Raw genomic sequence first — 17,870 nt, 5'->3', positions numbered from 1 at the left:
CTTGTCGAAGTTTGAGCTTGCACCTGCATTCCAGCTATATCGCGGGCGACAATCGCAGGCCGTGCGGTGTACCCTTAAACGCAATACGGCCGCCACCAGCGCCGGCCGTATTCGTGGTCTGTGGCCCGCCGCGTCCTGGAGCTTGAGCCAATATCCTCCTGAGGAGGACGAAGCTGTTCATGAGCGGCCAGAACATCACCCCGTTACAAGATCTGGAAGGGCTTCTCCCTGGAGCGCCCGCCGCGCCCTCTCCACGGCTTGTTCCTGCAATGCATCCAATGACGTGGTGGAACGCCAGGCAACATGCGGGGTGAATATCGTGTTCGGCGCGTCGCGCAACGGATGAGCCGCCGGCAAAGGTTCCTGTGCAAACGTGTCAAGTCCTGCGCCGGCAATAGTGCCTGCGCGAAGAGCAACGGCGAGCGCTTCCTCATCGATCAAGCCCCCGCGGGAAACGTTTATGATCACTGCATTGCGACGCATCCGCTCCAATACGTCGGCCGAGATCAGGTGGCGGGTGTCCGCGGTAAGAGGCAGGTGAAGTGAGACGACATCCGACTCTTCGAGTACCTGCTTCAGGTTAGCTACGGCGACGTCTGAAAAGGTCGACATCGGGTCAAAGGCATGGACCTTCGCGCCGATCGCGCTCCACCATTTCGCGACTAGCCTCCCGATGCGGCCCATCCCTACTACGCCGACCTGAAGGTTCGACAGTTTAGGCGCATCCAGGCCGATCACTCCTGCCCACTCGCCCGCGCGGATGGCTGCCTGACCGTGCGGAATGCGCCGCGCCAGGCTTAACCCCATTGCCAATGCATGTGACGCGACTTCTTCGGACGCCGTGTCGGGAACAATGGTCACGGGCACGCCGACTTCGTTTGCTGCCGCGACGTCAATGTTATCGTAGCCGACGCCGTAGCGCACGACCGCCTTGCAGCGCTGCAACATTCCGAATTCCTCCGCCGTCATCTTGGCGTAAGGTGTGACCATGACAATCTCCGCGTCCGGCATGTGACTGCGGAATGACGCCTGATCCTCGGCAACCACAATCTTTCTGCCGAAGCGCTCAGCTAATGCACGCTCCCTGTTCACGTTCGGGAAGCGATGGGGAGCGACCAGGATGATCCCCGCCTCGTTTGCCATAGTCATCTTATCTTTTCTCCGCATTTTGACATGATTGGGTAGGCGCGGTCGGCTGCGTTTCGCAACCGATGCCGGGACTCGCACAACGACCGTTCGAAAGTTGATTGAGCTTCTGGCGAAGCTCAGCTCATTGTATCGAGGTCGATAAGTTCGATCTTGTACCCATCGGGATCCTCGACAAAGGCGATCACGGTCGTGCCGTGCTTCATGGGTCCTGCGGGTCGAGGAATCCGCGCTCCATTCGCCGCCAACTCATCGCAGATGTTGTAGATATTCCTGACGCCGAGTGCGATGTGCCCATAGCCAGTGCCGAGATCATATGCGGCTTCTTGATCCCAATTGTGGGTCAGTTCGATAACCGCGTGGGATTCTTCCGGACCATAACCCACGAATGCGAGTGTAAACTTGCCTTCGGGATACTCCAACTTGCGCAGCAACTTCATTCCCAGGAGCCGCGTGTAGAAATCAATCGACCTGTCAAGGTCCCTTACTCGCACCATTGTATGCAGTACCCGAAACTTGGGCTCACTCATCGTCTTTTCCTCTCGATTTTTTCGTATTGCTTGTCAGAAAAAGGCCTGCGTCCCAAGCGCGCCTTGGCGACGCTAAACGAAATCTCGCCTGCGCCGAAAAACCATCGCTACGGCCGCACAAACTTGAACTCAGTGAACACTATGATCCATTGTTGTGTCAATGGGATCATCTGATCCATGCTTCTTTTCTGCTCTGTCGCCAATGGCAGGGGGAATGTAGGCTGTCATTCGCAAGATCCTCTCTGCTCTGGAGTCGCATCTAAAGAGAGACGAAATCCCCGAAAGCCATTGCTGTGATTGGCCATGCACTAGCCATGGCTGAGAGTCTTGCCCGCTTTCGAAGCCCCTCTCCCAATCGCTTCACGATCGTCCTGCATTGCCCCTGGAGGCGACAGCGCGCAGCCGAAGCAATAAAAAATAAAGTGGATCACATGATCCTCTTGACATTAGATTGGATCATGTTGTTCACTGCATCCAATAAAAGGGGAATGAGGGCGAGAGAAGTTGGGTCTTACGCCTTATGGCGACTTAGCTGGGCACGCATCCGCAAGCGCTCCAAACGCAGGTTGGCCTTTCGGCTCATTCAGTTTCATCAACAAGACGACCCTCTGAAGGAGAGCCTATGACTTCCGTCACCTTCGCGAATGTCTGGAAGCAATTTGGTGCACACACAGCCATCGAAGACCTTAATCTTGAAATCAAGGACGGCGAGTTCATGGTGTTCGTTGGGCCTTCCGGTTGTGGAAAGACGACGACCCTGCGTATGCTTGCGGGTCTGGAAATCCCGACATTCGGTAAGATTTTGCTTGGCAACGAGGACGTCACGCTAACGTCGCCCGGACGCCGCAATATCTCGATGGTTTTCCAGAGTTACGCGCTTTACCCGCATATGACGGTTCGCCAAAATCTGGCATTCGGTCCAGAAATCCGTCACGAAAATAAATCCGAGATCGCCGCGGGCATCGACAGGGTTGCAAAACTTGTCGGCCTTCAGGCGCTGCTGCACCGCTTCCCGAGCGAGCTTTCTGGCGGACAGCGTCAACGTGTGGCTCTCGCTCGCTCGATGATCCGCCGGCCGCGCATTTTCCTTCTCGACGAACCTCTTTCAAATCTCGATGCGAGCCTGCGAACGCATATGCGCACCGAGATTGCGGAGTTGCAGCGGCAGCTGGGTGTCACGGCAGTCTATGTCACGCATGATCAGGTCGAAGCGATGACCATGGGACACAGGATAGCGGTATTCGATCACGGCCGCATACTTCAGGTTGCAACCCCCGCGGAGCTTTATCGCGCACCGGCTAGCAAAGCCGTGGGCATGTTCATTGGTTCCCCGCGCATGAATGTTCTTCCGGCCAGGGTAAGCGATGACGGAGGCCTAGTGAACATACATTGCTTGGGCACGACCTTCTCCATGGAAGCACGTCATTTTGTTCGGGATCGAGTGTCGGACAATATCGAATTGGGTATCCGTCCAGATGAAATTCAATGGGTGAAAGATGCCCCCTCTCGATGCACCCAAAAGATCACGGGCGTCGTGACATCTCTGGAAACGACGGGATCCGATACGTTCGTTGTAGTCGACGTTGAGGGAACAGAAGTGAATTCGAAATTTCCGAGCTTTGCTCCTGTAAGGCGCGGAGACACGGTCGATTTGATCTTTGATCCTGCGGATCTGCATTTCTTCGATGCGGGAACCGGAGCGAGCCTAAAGGTCAGGCCGGCCAACAATAACTAAACGGAACGCAAATCAAACTGGGAGAATGAGTTTATGTTGACATACCGAATTGGATCGGCTTCCTGCGGAAGGGATCATCAGGCCGCGGATCAGCCAAATGGCAATCGAACGGCTGTCAAACGAGCATTGCGTAACTACGCCTTGGCCGCTCTGATGGCCACAACGGGCTTTTCCAGCGCATGTGTTAACGCCGCCCACGCTGCAAATGTGAAGGTGGCCTTCAGTCTGAACTGGACCTTCGCTGATCCCAAACTTGCTCAAAAATGGTTCGCCGATATTAAGGCTCAATTCGAGAAGAAGCATCCGGGCGATACAATGGAGCTGATACCAGTTCCCGGCTCTTATGATGACTTTATCACCAAGTTGAGCCTGCTCTACAACTCGCCCGACACCAAACCTGATGTGATCCAATATTTCGACATCAATGTAGGTCAGTTCGCCGGGAGCGACCTTCTTTCGCCTATGGATGACAAAGTTGCCGACACACCATGGTGGAAGGATACCCCGGATGCCGTGAGGGATGCGGGAAAGTATGACGGCCAAGTCTACTCGGTCGCGCAAGGCATCAATACCTATGGCATTCTTTTTGACCGCACGCTGACCGACAAGGCCGGGCTGCCGAAGGATTGGAGCCCAAAGAGCTGGAATGACATTCTTGATGCCGCGCGAGCGATCAAAAAAACGTCTCCCGATGCTTCGCCGCTCTATGTCATAACCGGCACGTCGCAAGGCACCTTCGGCGTAGTGGCGGGGCCTGGCCTTCTACTGTCCGCATCCAGCACGCCGACGATCTACGACGCGGCCACCAAGAAATGGGTGGTCGACAGCAAGGGCATCAGGGAAGTCCTCGAGTTCTACAAGACTGCCGCCGCCGAAGGTCTCCTCGCTCCCACCTCGCAGATTATGGATCCCAATGGCGCCACGCATCCCGCGGAGGCTCTGCACGGTCACAAATTCGGTATCACGCTTACCGGCAACTGGATCCCGATTTTCTGGAGCAAGGATATCTGTGCCCCTTGCTGGGATGACAAGGAAGAAACGATCGGCTTCGCCAAAGTGCCGACTTCACAAGGTCAGGCACCCGGCACAGGGGCAAGCTTCAACGGGGTCGTCCTTTCGATGTCCAAGGACCCGTCCGATCCTGAACTTGCTTGGTCTGCAATCGATATCATGCAGCAAAAGCAAAATATGTTGAATATCGCAGCCTGGGTGGCGGTTGCTCCGCCCACGTCAGGGCTGACGAACGATGCGAGCTATCTTGCTCTCAGTCGAGCACCCTTCCAAAAGGCCTTCGCCGACCTGGCTTCAAGTTCGAGAGCCATGCCTTCCCAGCCGGAGTTTCCCATCTGGGGCAACGCCTTCCAACAGGCTACGCAAGCAATGGTGCTGAAGCCAGAGACGACGATCGACCAAGGCGTCGAAATACTCCGATCCTACATGGCAACTCAGGTGGGCGAGGATAAATTGGAGACCCTCCCTTGACCTCAAAGCACTCATTGAGCGCCAACCAGGAGCCGGTCACCCCGACCGGCTCCCAGGCGGAAGGGAGTAGAGTCAACCAGGAAAGCGCACGCATACGCCTGGATGAACCTCGTGTGGATCCAGTCAGCTTTGCCTTGCTCTCTCCGGCGGCGCTGCTGCTCGGCACGTTTTTTCTAGGCCCGGTAATCTTTGCGATCTATCTCGGCTTCACCAATCTGCAGCTTATCGGTATCCATGCGTTCAACTATCGTTTCACGGGGCTCAGCAATGTCGCATTTCTTCTCGGCGACGCGGTCTTTTATAAATCCCTCTGGCTCACTGTGATATTCGTGGTTGGATCGGGCGCAATCGCAACGACTTCGCTCGGTCTTGTTTTGGCCCTTGCGTTGCAGGATTGTCTTGCACCCATCAGATGGATCAGCAGTGCCGCGGCCATCCTGGCTTGGACGCTTCCTCCCACGACGATCGCTTTCCTTTGGATGGCGACGAGCACCCAGTCGGGTCTCATTGCCATGCTGGCAGGCGATATGCGCCTTGATCTTCTCTACCAGCACGCCATGCCGGTTGTTTCCACGGCTAACGCCTGGTCACTCGCAGGCCTTGCAATGACAATGTTTTCGGCTGCTCTTCGCAACATACCGGGCGACCTGATGGAAGCGGCGCAGCTGGAGGGCTCCTCGTCGGCGCAGACGTTGATACGAATAACCTTACCCATGCTCAAGCCGACGATCATCACCTGCGCTTTGCTGATGATGCTAATGACGTTCGGCAATTTTACCCTGATATATCTGATGACGGGCGGGGGGCCGGGCAATGATACAAATATTCTGCCCGTCTATACGTACCTGCAGGGCTTCAAGTTTCACAACCTTGGCTACGCCGCGCTTCTTGGAAATGTCATGGTGCTCCTCTCCGCGCTTCTCGGGGGCCTGTTCGTTTGGGCCACCAAGACTCGTCGTTAGTTTGGGATCCTTTCGTCAGGACTTCAGACCTTAGTGAAAGGTTATCAGGAATGCAGACACTCTCAGTTGCGCATGGTTCCAGAGCCCCTTTGGGACTGAAACTCAATAAGCCAAAAAGCATTACTGCGGATCGAGTTTTGAGCAATAGCACCGCACTCGTTCTGGCAGCTTTCTTCGCGTTGCCCATGATGTGGATGGTACTCGCATCGGTGGACAAAGGTGCGACAAACCAGTTAAGAGCCCCGGAATTGACAGCCGAGCATTACTGGGTTGCCTTTCAGGCAGACAACCTTGCTGCACTCGGCAACAGTCTGATTTTATCGACGGTCGCGACTCTGGTTGGTACGGCCGCGGCGTTTATCGCCGCCTACGCATTCTCGAAGCACAATATTCCCTTCAAGAACCCACTTCTATTGACTGTACTGTTTTTGTCCGGAGTGCCAATCTCGATCTTGATCGTGCCCGTTTACAAGATGTTTGCAACACTCGGCTGGTTATCCATCATCCCGACTGGAATTTTGCTTGGCGTAACCGCGATCCCTTTTCAGATTTACCAGTTGAAGAACTTCATCGACGCGATACCGGCGGAGCTGGAGGAAGCGGCCATTCTCGAACAGGCGAGCAGCCTACAGATTCTATATAGAGTGATCCTTCCGCTGACTAAACCGGGCCTGGCTTCCTCGGCGATCTTCGGCTTCGTAAATGCATGGGGCAATTTCCTGATGCCGGTGGTTTTGATCAACAGTCTCGATGATCAGCCGGCGCCGGTACACCTATTCGGTTTCATGGGATCGAACTCGATCGACTACGGCGCGATCGCGGCATACTCGATCATCTATTCCCTTCCGGTCATTCTCCTATTCTTAGGCATGGCCAGCCAGTTCAAGGCAGGGTTCTCGCTCGGCGGCGCCGTAAAATAATCGGCTGGAGAAAACGGCGTTTCGATGAATAGAGAAGTTCCCGGATTGGAGTTCGTTGAGGCGCTTACAACGAGGCCTCGGCCAATTCGCCGATCGCTACGCTGTTTTAGCGGCCCATTTCGGATAGACAAACGACTTGACGAGAGCATCCAGGCCAATCACAGAGTTTGTCCAGCGTAATTCTTAAATGTCGTGGGTTATGAGTGCGATGTTAAGTTCGATGCGTCACGGAGAGTGCCGATATTTGAGAATGGATCTGGGTCAAATTCCGAAACAATTCGTACTTGCTGTCCTTGCGGACAACATATCCGCTTCTGACAATCGAAGGCCTTTTTGTTCCGGAGAGGACGTATGACCAGACCAGAGTTGATCGAGCAAATTAAGGCAATATGCGTCGAGCTCTCGGGGCAGATGGTTGATGCGGCCCATTACGTCATCAACAATGCGGACGAAGTTCCATTTTATTCGATGCGAGAGATCGCGCGGCGGGCGAATGTTCAGCCGGTAAATCTTGTCAGGCTGGCTCAGAGGCTGGGTTTGGCGGGCTATGGTGACCTACGGCAGCAGTTCATCGACACGACACCAGAACGGCCCCAACGGGATCGCCAGTCCATCCACCGGAATGAGGCAAGCGCGCGGACGCTCATCGCCGAAATGGGCAAAAGCGCGGGGCTGAAGGCTTTCGTCGATTCCTTCTTTGCGACAGAGCAATCTGTCGTTGAGCAGGCAAGAGCGCATTTGTCAGAGGAAAGACTCGAAAGTGCCGTAGAACTGCTGGCTCGTGCACCGAAAGTCTATGTGATCGGCCGGCGGACGGCATTCACGCCTGCTTATACGCTCGCCTACACCCTGCAGAAAGCACGTCCCGACATCGTGTTGCTGGACAATCCAGGAGGAGCTCCGGAGGGCGCTTTGGACGATATCCGGCCCGGCGATGCCTTTGTCGCGGTCACCTTCGCGCCATTCAACCGCCTGGTGCACAGGCTGACTGAAAAGGCCTCGCTTTCAGGGGCGAGAGTTATCGCCATCACCGACAGCTTCGCCGCACCTATTAGCAAGTTTGCGGGGCCGCTGCATTTCGTGGCGCAGTCGTCCGGCCGGGCATTCCCCGAATCCACCCTCGGAGCAATTGCGATCGCCAATATCCTTGCTGCATTGACCATCAGCAAGCTCGGCGAGGCGGCACAACGCCGAATTCGTGACAATGAACATTTCCTCGTGAGTTCCGGAGAATATCTCCTGTCAGGTGGCACCAAAAACTCGCGGCGCCCGAAACGAATAGCCGACGCGACCTGATAACCCGTTCTGTTTGTTCGAAAAAATTCTAATGAACATCACCATCTGCGCCGACGCGCCTTTGCTGAAGTGCAGTGCCCATGTGACGCAGTTCAGCCCGTCCGTACTCTAGAGCCTTTCCTGGTTAGATTGAAGCATTCTGCCGGAGCAGGTTTTCGTCAGGGCAGAGGCGATTGGCGACGGGCATACCCTAAGGTACGTCCGAGCCGATCGCCTCTGATCCTGCGAAAAGATGCCCGGCCCTTCGGGTTGGCTGAAACGGGCCGGCTGATCGACCGGCCGGCTTGGCCGTAGAGCCGGGCTACGGCGCGCGCCGGCCGGTCGACCATCCGACTCCCTGGCATCAGAATGCGGCAGGCGGCCGGATCACGAAGTGCGTTGAGCAGCCGGCTGACGAGGTCTTTCAGCGGCTTGTTCATGGGGCCGCAGGTTCGGCATGTCGCCAAGGCTCTGCTCGTCGATCGGCCCTGCCTCAGGATTTCACGGCCAATGTCCATTGCCGCAGCAGGATCGAATGCGACGTGGATGCCGAGAAGTGGGCTTGTGGCGTCAGCATCCGTATCGATGCGAAGGCGACAGGCGCGGACGTTAGCAGAAAATGATCCCTGTCAACAATGTGAGCGTTACCAGCGCAGCACAGTCGTTTCCTGCCCTGGACCACGAACAATATGCCGGGATGCAGGAATTTCGGAATATTCGTGACCGCCGAGTCCGCCCGGAAAATTCCGACGCTGGGCGCCAAGGTTTTATGATGTCCGATATCGGGCGTGAGCGCGTCCGCAAGTTTTGCAACCTGATCCGACCAGTCATCCATCACGAAAACACAATCGTCCCAACATCATGATTTCAGACCATCGGCAGATGGACATCCGATTTCATGCTTTCGTATTCATAGGTCCTGTTCCGGATAACCGTGGAAGCCGGGGTCAAACCTGTGGGGTTCGCAATCGCGAGAGTCGCGATCGACGATTTTGGGGCGGATACAATGGGCAGCGACTACCGCTTTGAGGGCAAGCGGCCGATAGTGAGCCCTCAAATCGCAAGTCTGAACCTCGGCGTCTGCTTTCCCTGTCGTCATGGCGGCTCCATTAGTTTCAAGTTCATTTGTGCCCTGTTGATCCGACGGCTGGGATGGCTTCGTCGAGGCGCTTTCCGGCAAAAGCTGCCATATCAATCAGCGCTTCGGACGAAATCTCCGGCGTGACGATATGAGCACGGTTTTCTGTTCCCAATAAAAGCGGCCCGAACTCGCTCCAATCCGAGTTCGAGCGCAACACATCTCGCACTGTCGTGGCAATTCCGGCCCTGGAAAAAACGAGGACGTTGTAGGAAGTGCTCGTCCCTTGCGCCCGTCTTCCGCTCATAACGCCCATCGCATCCTTGAGAGCGACCGGACCATCAACGTCTATCTCGGCCGCCATTGTTTTTACGATCTGTGCGGCCGCGTGTAGTCTGTCGCCCTGGGACGAAATATCTTTCCCGCATCTGTCCAGACACAGGGCGATCTTTGGCCTTGCACCGATCGCAGAGACATGCTGCGCTGCGGTAACGGCGACTTCTGCAAGTTGGGAAGGATTTGCGTCACCGTCGATCAGGACGTCGGAGAGACATAGCAGCCGGTTGTGGGCAAATAGCAGGTGCAGCATCCCGGCCGTCCGCCGCTGCAGCGACGCCAGGGTCTCCTTCAACTGTACGAAATGCCAGGCAAACTCTCCCGAAGTTCCGCAAATCACACAATCCGCGTGCGATCCAGCCACGAGCCGTGCAGCAGAGGCCGTATTGCGACTGTCTCTGATGAATAAGGGCAGGTCCGGAACGCTCCACTTCAATTGCTGTGCCGAGCTGTAGGCCAGCCACTGGTCGAAACACTCGAACTCGTCGTTCGGCTCCACGATCTCCAGATCATGGCCGGCCCTCAAGCCGATATTGGCTTCCGAGATTCTTTTGCGAATATCTTTCTCTTGGCCCACGACGATTGGTATGGCGGACCGTGCTTCGACAATGCCCTGAATGGCGCGAAGGATCCGCAGATCGTGTCCCTCGGCAAAAATAACTCGCTTCCTCGAGCCGGGCATTTGTGGTGGTAGGCATGACCGATGCGCAGGAGCCTCAAGCGCTGGCATCGCTTCCTCCCTCGCGCTTGGTCCGCAAGTAGCGCGCCATATCGAGCATGCGCGCAGCAAATGCCCATTCGTTGTCATACCAACCGAAGAGCCGCAGAAGTCCCCCGGGTGCCAGCGAGATCTCAGGGCGGCAAAGCACGAGCGATTCCGGCCGTGCGCGAAGATCGACGGAGACAAGCGGCTTGTCCGTCCAACCTATTATCGCCGACGAGGCCGTCTTTCTTTTCAGATCTTCGCTCATCTCACGCTCGGTGCTGCTATGACGAACGGCGACAGTCAGATCGATCGCCGAAACGCTCGCGGTTGGAACGCGGATCGCGCGAGCCTCGACCAACCCGGCAAGATGCGGCAACACGTCTTTCAAAAGACGGTGCGCGCTGGTCGTCGTCGGCACCATGGACAGCGCCGCGGCCCGGCTCCGTGCAAAGTCTCCACGTGGCTGATCCACGCTTGGCTGGCTGCCGGTGTAGCAGTGAACCGTGGTCATCTGAGCCCCGATTACGCCGAAGAGTTCATCGACAAGCCGCAGGAGAGGAGCAAGCGCATTTGTCGTACACGACCCGTTCGAAATGATGCGCTCGCCTCGAAAGCAATCAGCGTTCGCTCCGAGTACCAATGTCGCGTCGGCCCAGGATGCCGGGCCGGAGACGATAACTTGCCCAACGCCTTTACCAATGCAGCAACGTGCATTGGCGGCGGCGGCGTCCGAGCCGGTGCATTCGAACAGGACATCGATGTCGTACAGGTCCAATTCGGCGAGGTCGGCACTGGTCGTCATTGGAATCGAGTGTCCATTGACGTGCAGCACATCGTTCTCAACGACGGCAGAACCGGGCCAGGGGCCAAAGACACTGTCATATTGGAAAAGATAGGCAGCAAGTTCCGGCGACGCGATATCATTGATCAGCACCACATCGACATCGACCCTGTCCATTGCCTGGCGTAGAAGAGTCCTTCCGATCCGACCAAACCCGTTGATGGCAACACGAAGCGGAGCGCGATTCATGGACGGTACCTAAAAATCAACCTCGACGGCGGTGCCCCTGGCGAGCGCCAGTCCGACCGCCGCCTGCGCAACAGCCAGATCCTGAAGGCCGACCCCGGTGCCGTCGAAGAGGGTAATCTGATCCGGCGAGGTTCGTCCGGGTTGTTGCCCATTGATCACGGCGCCGATCTCGACGATATCAATGGGAGCGATCAAGCCCTGCGCGACGGCATGCTGGCATTCGCCGATCGATATCGCTTGGGCGATCTCGTCGGTAAACAGCGTTGCCTCCGCGACGAGGGCAGCATCGACCTCCTGCTTGCCCTTCGTGTCTGTGCCCATACAAGCCAGATGGGTACCGGGCTTGATCTGTAGCGCCTTGAGAATTGGCTGGAATGAGGAGGTGATCGTGATGATCACATCCGCCTCGTCGCCCAGGCGGTCAAGGTCGACCGCTTCGAAGGGAACGGCGAGTTCCTGGGCGACAGCTGCGAGTTTTGGCAACATTTCCGGATGGTAGTTCCACGCAACCACCTTTTCGAATTGTCGTTGCTGCATGGCGGCGCGTAGCTGGAACGACGCCTGATGTCCCGCTCCAACCATGCCCAAAACCCTGGCGTCCCTGCGCGCCAGATACTTGATCGATATTGCGGACGCCGCGGCTGTACGAAGTGCCGTCAGAAGATTGCCTCCGACAACTGCGCGGCATCGACCGGTCTCCGGATCAAATAGAAACACGGTCGACTGGTGGTTCGTCAGCCCCTTGTCGGCATTGTTCGGCCAGAACCCGCCGGCCTTGAGGCCGAGGGCAAGTCCCTCGCGGTCGAAACCCGACTTGAACCCGAAAAGCGCGTCTGCGTAACCGGTTGCTTCGCGGACGACCGGAAAGTTATGTGCCGAGCGCTCCGCCATGGATACGAAGACTTTTTCGACGGCATCGACGCAATCTTCGAGCGAAACGAGTTCGCCTATGGCGCTTTCGGGAACGATGATCATGTTCGGTTTGATCCTGATAAAAGGGAAATTCGCGAGCTAGTAGGCTTTGCCGCGAGCCGATACGGGCCAGAGCGTCTCGACCTTGCCGTTGCGCACGCCGACATACCAGTCATGGATGTTGCAGGTCGGGTCGCAATGGCCGGGGACCAAACGAAGCTTCTCGTTGATCTTGAGAACGCCTTGAACGTCCTCGATCACACCGTGTTCGTCGGTTGCCTTGATGTATTTCACGTCGTCCCGCCCGTAGACGAAAGGCAATCCGGAATCGACCGACTGCACCTTGAGTCCAGCATCGCAGATCGCCTTGTCGGCTTTTGCATGGCTCATCACACTGGTGAGGATAAACAGGGAATTTTCCCATTCGCCCTTGTCGATACGCTTGCCGTCCTCGTCGAGAATGCGACCGTAGTCGGCATCCATGAACGCGTAGCTTCCGCACTGCAGCTCATTGTAAACACCGGACGTGCTTTCGAAATAATAGCTGCCGGTGCCGCCGCCGCTGACGAGTTCCGGTTCCAGGCCGGCCTTCTTCAAAGCGTCGACGGCTTCCTTCACCTGTGCCACGGCAAGATCGAGCTTTGCCTTTCGGTCGGCATATTTGTCGATATGCTGCATTGCGCCCTGATAGGCTTGTACGCCGGCAAAGCGGAGCCCCTGCGCACCTGCAATGGCCTTTGCGAGATCCACCACCGCGGCGCTTGACGACACGCCGCACCGTCCCGCGCCGACGTCGATTTCAACGAAGCACTCGATGGTCGTGCCGTGCTTGCGGGCAGCGCTCGCGAGTTCTGCGACGTTGGCCGGGTCGTCGACGCAGACGATTATTCTCGCGCCGAGCTTGGGCAGCCGGGCAAGCCGATCGATCTTCGCCGGATCGCGGACCTGGTTCGACACAAGGACATCCTTGATCCCGCCGCGCACGAATACTTCTGCTTCCGAAACCTTCTGGCAACACACGCCGATCGCTCCGCCGAGCTTCTCTTGCAGCCGCAGGACATCGACCGACTTATGCATCTTGCCGTGGGCGCGATGACGCATGTTGTGCGCCTTCGCATAGTCGCCCATCTTGCGAATATTTCTCTCGAGTGCGTCGAGGTCGAGGATAAGGCACGGCGTCTGGATTTCGTCTACGGACATGCCCGGTACCGCCGGTACATCATACCCAACGTCCAGCTGATTGAATATTGCATCTGCGTTCATGATATTCCCCTTCATTGCCAGGGCAGGGTGTCGAGATCGACATTTCCGCCGGTGATGATGACGCCGACACGCTTGCCGGCGAAGATGCTTTTGTTTTTCAAGATTGCGGCAAGCGGAACGGCGCTCGACGGTTCCATGACAAGCTTTGCTCTCTTCCAGATCAGCTTCATGGCCTCGATGATTTCTTCCTCGGAAGCGGTCAGGATATCGCTGACGTTATGCTTCACGAAATGCCACGTCAGATCCTTGAGCGGGACCTTGAGCCCGTCAGCAACCGTGTTCGGTGCATCGTCGGCGATGATGTGGCCCGCCTTGAAGCTTCTGTAGGCGTCATCGGCCTGTTCAGGCTCCGCAGCGTAGACTTTGACGTGCGGGGCAAGGTTGGAAACGGTCAGGCACGTGCCCGAAACCATGCCGCCTCCGCCGATCGGCGCGATGACGGCCTCGAGATTGCCGACCTGTTCCAGAAGCTCTCGCGAGCATGTCGCCTGGCCGGCGATAACGCGCGCGTCGTTGTAAGGGTGAACGAATTCCGCTCCGGATTTCGCGACGACTTCGGCAAATACCGCCTCTCGCGAAGAGGTCGAGGGTTCGCATTCGACCACCGTGCCGCCGTAACCGCGCACGGCGTCCTTCTTGGCCTGCGGAGCGCTGCGCGGCATGATGACCGTGCAGGGAATACCGCGGCGTCCTGCGGCATAGGACAGGCATGTCCCATGGTTGCCGGACGAATGTGTCGCGACGCCCTTGGCAGCCTGTTCGTCGCTCAGGCCGAAGACCGCATTTGACGCTCCGCGGGCTTTGAAGGCGCCAGCTTTCTGGAGGTTCTCGCATTTGAAGAACAGCTCGGCGCCGGCCAGCGAATTGATGTAGCTCGAGGTGATGATGGGTGTCCGGTGGATGAAGCGGCGAATACGGTCATGCGCCTCGAACACGTCGGAGATCGTCGGAATATACATGTTGGCCCCTCAGGCTGCGTTGCGGGCCGGCGTAGCGGCGGTGTTGCGGTAGATCTCTTGTGCCGCCGCCACACCGGAGCCCAGGCGGATCGGCAAGCCCAGATCGGCCATCGCCATCTCGGCGGCCGCGATCCCTGATAGAGCCATCACGTCGCTCATGCTTCCGAGATGGCCGATGCGGAAGACGCGGCCGGCGACGTCCCCTAAACCGGCGCCAAACGCAACGGCGTACTTCTGCGCAGCATGGGTGACGATGGAGGTCGCATCGAACCCTTCGGGGGTCTCGACTGCACTTACGGTATCCGAGTACGAGCTTGCTTCCTGCGCGTAAAGGCGCAGTCCCCAGGCTGAAACAGCGGCGTGTACGCCTGATGCTATGCGGGCATGGCGCTTGAAAACATTGTCCAGTCCCTCCCCGAGCAGCAACTCGGTCGACACCTTCAAGCCGTTCAGCAGGCCGATGGACGGTGTGTATGGGTAGCCGCTCGAAGGATAGGTTTTTGCCATCTCCCGGATGTCGAAAAACGCTCTATGGAGCTTTGCCGACTGGGCCGCCTGCATCGCCTTCGGCGACAGCGCAAGGATCGCCAGGCCCACGGGAAGCATGAAGCCTTTCTGGGAGCCGGTGATCGCCGCGTCGACTTTCCATTCGTCCATGCGGAAGTCCATGGATGCAATCGAGCTCACGCCGTCGACGAGAAGCAGCGCCGGATGCCTGGCTTCGTCGAGGAGACGGCGGACCGCACCGACGTCCGACTTGACCCCGGTCGCAGTCTCATTGTGCGTTACAAGCACCGCCTTGATGTCGTGCCCCTTATCGGCAAAAAGCCTCTTTTCGTATTCAGCCAGGGGAAGCGGCTGCTTCCAGGATGAGTGAACGGCATCCACCTGCAGTCCGTGGCGCTGGCACATATCGATCCAGCGATGACTGAACATCCCATGCCGGGCGGCGAGAACCTTGTCCCCCGGGCTCAGGAGATTGGTAATCGCGGCTTCCCATCCCCCGCTCCCGGTCGCCGGAAATACGACGATCTCCGCATTTTCGGACTTCACGACCTTCCTCACACCGGCGAGCGCCGGCTGAAGGATGTCTGCAAAGGCTGCCGATCGGTGATCGATCGTCGGAAGATCCGCTGCCCGGCGCAAGACTTCCGGCATGTTCGTCGGGCCAGGTATGAAGACGGGGTTTTGCGTATACATTTTTCCAAGCTTCCTGCTGTCGATAACCTATGAGTAGCACGACCTCGATCCGCAGTATATTTTTTTGAAAACATTTTTCAAAATTAGCAAAAAATACGTATGTGTGATATAAATCAGATACTTATATTTTTTCATTGTATGATGGTGTTTTTCAGTGCATCTCATATCCAAATTTGTTTCTGTAAGGAGAAGCCGATGACTGTGCCGGTACGTCGCCGGGGGCGGCCGAAAGGGTTTAACGATCCCCAGACGCAGAATGTTGTCCAGTCGCTCGATCGCGCCTTGGACGTCCTGGAAGCGCTTGCGTCGCCGGAGGGAATGACGCTGTCCGAGCTTGCGAAACATTTGGGCCAGTCCGCAGCGACCATGCACCGCGTTCTGGCAACCCTTGAACGCCGGGACTATGTCGAGATGAGCCCGGACGGTCAGATTTTCCATATCGGCCCGGAAGCCTATCGCCTCGGCGCGGCGTTCCTGAGACGGACGAACGTGATCGAACGAAGCCGTCCCGTCATGCGCGAGCTGATGCTGGAGACGGGCGAGACGTCCAATCTTGGAATAGAGAAAAATGGAAAGGTCTTGTTCGTGAGCCAAGTCGAAACCCATGAATCGATCCGGGCCTTCTTTCCGCCAGGCACGCTCTCGCCCCTGCACGCTTCCGGGATCGGAAAGGCACTTCTCAGCACCTATGACGAAGAGAGGTTCGGCGCCCTTTTCAAAGGCACGACGCTCCAACGCTTCACGGCCAATACCTTGCGTACGGTTGACCAGCTCAGGGAGGAATTGGAGATCACGCGGCAACGGGGTTATGCCTTCGATGATGAGGAAAAGGCCGCCGGAATGCGATGTGTCGCTGCTCCCGTTTTGAACGTCCACGGTGAAGCAGTCGCGGGGATCTCGGTATCGGGGCCTGCGCATCGGATGCCCGACCGGCAGGTAAAACGTATAGGTCAACGCGTTATCGAGGCAGCCAGGCTCGTTTCCAACCGGCTCGGCGCGTCGTAAGCTCCTCATCTCGACCCGCCCTCGTGCGCCTGCGGCCCGGCAGACGGCAGCGAACGCGGTCGTGGTCCCCCGGTCGCCCAGTCCAACAGTTCGATCGTATGAACCAACGGTATGTCGGTTCCCGAGCCGATCTGGACCATGCAACCGATGTTGCCGGCGCAAATGACATCCGGCCTGACAAGCTCGATGGATTTTACTTTTCGGGTTCGCAATTCTGCGGATATCGCTGGCTGCATGAGATTATAGGTTCCGGCCGATCCGCAACAGATATGAGCATCCTTCGGCTCGAAAACCTCGAATCCCGCGCTCTTCAACAGGTCCTTCGGAAGCGATTTGATCTGCTGGCCGTGCTGAAGCGAACAGGCGGCGTGATAGCCGACGCGCAACCGCTCTTTCAGGAGCGGTTGCCGAAGCCCGCCGAGATCATTCATCAGTTCCGTAATGTCCTTGGCCAGTGCCGCGACGCGCGCGGCTCTCCCGGCCAGCGGGTCGTCGCGGAACATATGGGCGTAATCCTTGACGGTCGTTCCGCATCCCGACGTATTGATGACGATGGCGTCGAGACCCTCCCTCTCGATTTCCGCGGTGAAAGCGTTGATCGCGGTGGCAGCAGCGGCATGGCTTTGTGCTGCCTTTCCCATATGATGGGTGATCGCGCCGCAGCAACCGAGACCCTTCGGGATCACGACCTCGCAGCCATGGCGCGTCAAAAGCCTGATCGTCGCATCATTGATGTCCGTGTTCAGCGCGCGCTGCGCACATCCGGTCAGAAGTGCCACCCGCTTTCGTCGCTCGCCGGCGGCGCGGAACACCTGCGGCCTGTCGTTCCGGCTCGGCGCTGGCACATGCTCCGGCACCATGTCCAGCATGGCTCGCAGCCGAGCGTCCGGAAGCAGGCTTTTGATCGGGCGAAGAAGCCTCGCTGAGCGGAGAGCCAGCCTGAACCTGCCGGGATAGGGCAATATCTGCGCCAAAATCCACCGAAGCGCTCGCTCGACAATTGGCCGCCTATAGTGGGTTTCGACATATTCGCGGGCATGGTCGATCAGATGCATGTAGTGAACACCCGACGGACACGTAGTCATGCAACTCAGGCAACTGAGGCAGCGGTCGATATGCGAGACCGTCTTCTCGTCCGGGACCCGGCTGTTTTCCAGCATGTCCTTGATGAGATAGATCCGCCCGCGCGGGCTGTCGAGTTCATCGCCGAGAACCTTGTAGGTCGGGCAGGTTGCAGTGCAGAAGCCGCAATGGACGCAAGAACGAAGGATTTCATTCGATCTTTGGATGGCCGGATCAGCGAGTTGAGTCTTGTCGAAATTTGTCTGCAT

At 57.4% G+C, this 17,870-nt stretch carries 17 protein-coding genes; 6 read left to right on the top strand and 11 right to left on the bottom strand.

Annotated features, from left to right (window positions below; genetic code table 11):
• Window positions 1-195: 195 nt before the first annotated feature.
• Both CO670_RS28180 and gloA read right to left on the bottom strand, forming a co-directional pair.
• Window positions 196-1,149 (bottom strand): C-terminal binding protein, encoded by a 954-nt coding sequence (locus tag CO670_RS28180; protein ID WP_176539039.1) that lies wholly within the window; start codon window positions 1,147-1,149, stop codon window positions 196-198.
• 116 nt (window positions 1,150-1,265) lie between these two features.
• A complete protein-coding gene (gene gloA / locus CO670_RS28175) occupies window positions 1,266-1,676 on the bottom strand; it encodes a lactoylglutathione lyase (protein WP_097593263.1) in 411 nt (136 codons plus the stop codon).
• A 622-nt stretch (window positions 1,677-2,298) separates the two neighbouring features.
• Between gloA and CO670_RS28165 the strand changes: the two genes are divergently transcribed.
• The 5 genes from CO670_RS28165 (at window position 2,299) to CO670_RS28145 (ending at window position 8,071) form a co-directional block, all read left to right on the top strand.
• A complete protein-coding gene (locus CO670_RS28165) occupies window positions 2,299-3,411 on the top strand; it encodes an ABC transporter ATP-binding protein (protein WP_097593260.1) in 1,113 nt (370 codons plus the stop codon).
• Window positions 3,412-3,444: 33 nt separating this feature from the next.
• Window positions 3,445-4,893: an extracellular solute-binding protein gene (locus CO670_RS28160; protein WP_097593259.1), complete on the top strand. Its 1,449-nt coding sequence runs from the start codon at window positions 3,445-3,447 to the stop codon at window positions 4,891-4,893.
• Entirely contained in the window at window positions 4,890-5,855 is a 966-nt protein-coding gene (locus tag CO670_RS28155; RefSeq protein ID WP_245426041.1) for a sugar ABC transporter permease, read from the top strand. Before CO670_RS28160 ends, CO670_RS28155 begins: the two co-directional genes overlap by 4 nt.
• Window positions 5,856-5,992: 137 nt before the next feature.
• Window positions 5,993-6,775, top strand: a complete 783-nt coding sequence (locus tag CO670_RS28150) for a carbohydrate ABC transporter permease (RefSeq protein ID WP_245426038.1) — start codon at window positions 5,993-5,995, stop codon at window positions 6,773-6,775.
• A gap of 351 nt (window positions 6,776-7,126) precedes the next feature.
• Entirely contained in the window at window positions 7,127-8,071 is a 945-nt protein-coding gene (locus CO670_RS28145) for a MurR/RpiR family transcriptional regulator (RefSeq protein WP_097593256.1), read from the top strand.
• Between the two features lie 158 nt (window positions 8,072-8,229).
• On the opposite strand, the gene CO670_RS33745 is transcribed toward CO670_RS28145, so the two are convergent.
• The 8 genes from CO670_RS33745 to bhcA form a co-directional block, all read right to left on the bottom strand.
• Window positions 8,230-8,598, bottom strand: a complete 369-nt coding sequence (locus tag CO670_RS33745) for a hypothetical protein (RefSeq protein ID WP_348628114.1) — start codon at window positions 8,596-8,598, stop codon at window positions 8,230-8,232.
• A complete protein-coding gene (locus CO670_RS33740) occupies window positions 8,544-8,885 on the bottom strand; it encodes an AraC family transcriptional regulator N-terminal domain-containing protein (RefSeq protein WP_348628113.1) in 342 nt (113 codons plus the stop codon). Before CO670_RS33740 ends, CO670_RS33745 begins: the two co-directional genes overlap by 55 nt.
• A gap of 286 nt (window positions 8,886-9,171) precedes the next feature.
• Window positions 9,172-10,194, bottom strand: a complete 1,023-nt coding sequence (locus CO670_RS28130) for a phosphate acyltransferase (RefSeq protein ID WP_176539038.1) — start codon at window positions 10,192-10,194, stop codon at window positions 9,172-9,174.
• Window positions 10,181-11,200, bottom strand: coding sequence for a glyceraldehyde 3-phosphate dehydrogenase NAD-binding domain-containing protein (locus CO670_RS28125; RefSeq protein WP_097593254.1), 1,020 nt, complete (start codon window positions 11,198-11,200; stop codon window positions 10,181-10,183). Before CO670_RS28125 ends, CO670_RS28130 begins: the two co-directional genes overlap by 14 nt.
• Window positions 11,201-11,209: 9 nt before the next feature.
• Window positions 11,210-12,175, bottom strand: a complete 966-nt coding sequence (gene bhcD, locus CO670_RS28120; protein WP_097593253.1) for an iminosuccinate reductase BhcD — start codon at window positions 12,173-12,175, stop codon at window positions 11,210-11,212.
• Between the two features lie 36 nt (window positions 12,176-12,211).
• Window positions 12,212-13,375: a 3-hydroxy-D-aspartate aldolase BhcC gene (gene bhcC / locus CO670_RS28115; protein ID WP_097593274.1), complete on the bottom strand. Its 1,164-nt coding sequence runs from the start codon at window positions 13,373-13,375 to the stop codon at window positions 12,212-12,214.
• Window positions 13,376-13,386: 11 nt separating this feature from the next.
• Entirely contained in the window at window positions 13,387-14,334 is a 948-nt protein-coding gene (gene bhcB / locus CO670_RS28110; protein WP_097593251.1) for a beta-hydroxyaspartate dehydratase BhcB, read from the bottom strand.
• Between the two features lie 9 nt (window positions 14,335-14,343).
• On the bottom strand, window positions 14,344-15,534 hold the full coding sequence (bhcA, locus tag CO670_RS28105) for an L-aspartate--glyoxylate aminotransferase BhcA (RefSeq protein ID WP_097593250.1): 1,191 nt from the start codon (window positions 15,532-15,534) through the stop codon (window positions 14,344-14,346).
• A 195-nt stretch (window positions 15,535-15,729) separates the two neighbouring features.
• Here bhcA and bhcR point away from each other — a divergent pair, with 195 nt between their 5' ends.
• Window positions 15,730-16,539 carry an HTH-type transcriptional regulator BhcR gene (gene bhcR, locus CO670_RS28100; RefSeq protein ID WP_004668650.1) on the top strand — a complete coding sequence of 270 codons (810 nt, stop codon included), beginning with the start codon at window positions 15,730-15,732 and terminating at the stop codon, window positions 16,537-16,539.
• Window positions 16,540-16,544: 5 nt separating this feature from the next.
• Here bhcR and glcF read toward each other — a convergent pair whose 3' ends face one another.
• A complete protein-coding gene (glcF, locus tag CO670_RS28095) occupies window positions 16,545-17,870 on the bottom strand; it encodes a glycolate oxidase subunit GlcF (RefSeq protein ID WP_097593249.1) in 1,326 nt (441 codons plus the stop codon).

The organism is Rhizobium sp. J15, assembly GCF_002531825.1.
Taxonomy (GTDB): Bacteria; Pseudomonadota; Alphaproteobacteria; order Rhizobiales; family Rhizobiaceae; genus Rhizobium.
Note: the sequence above shows the minus strand (reverse complement) of the source record. Positions and strands in the feature narration are given on the sequence as shown.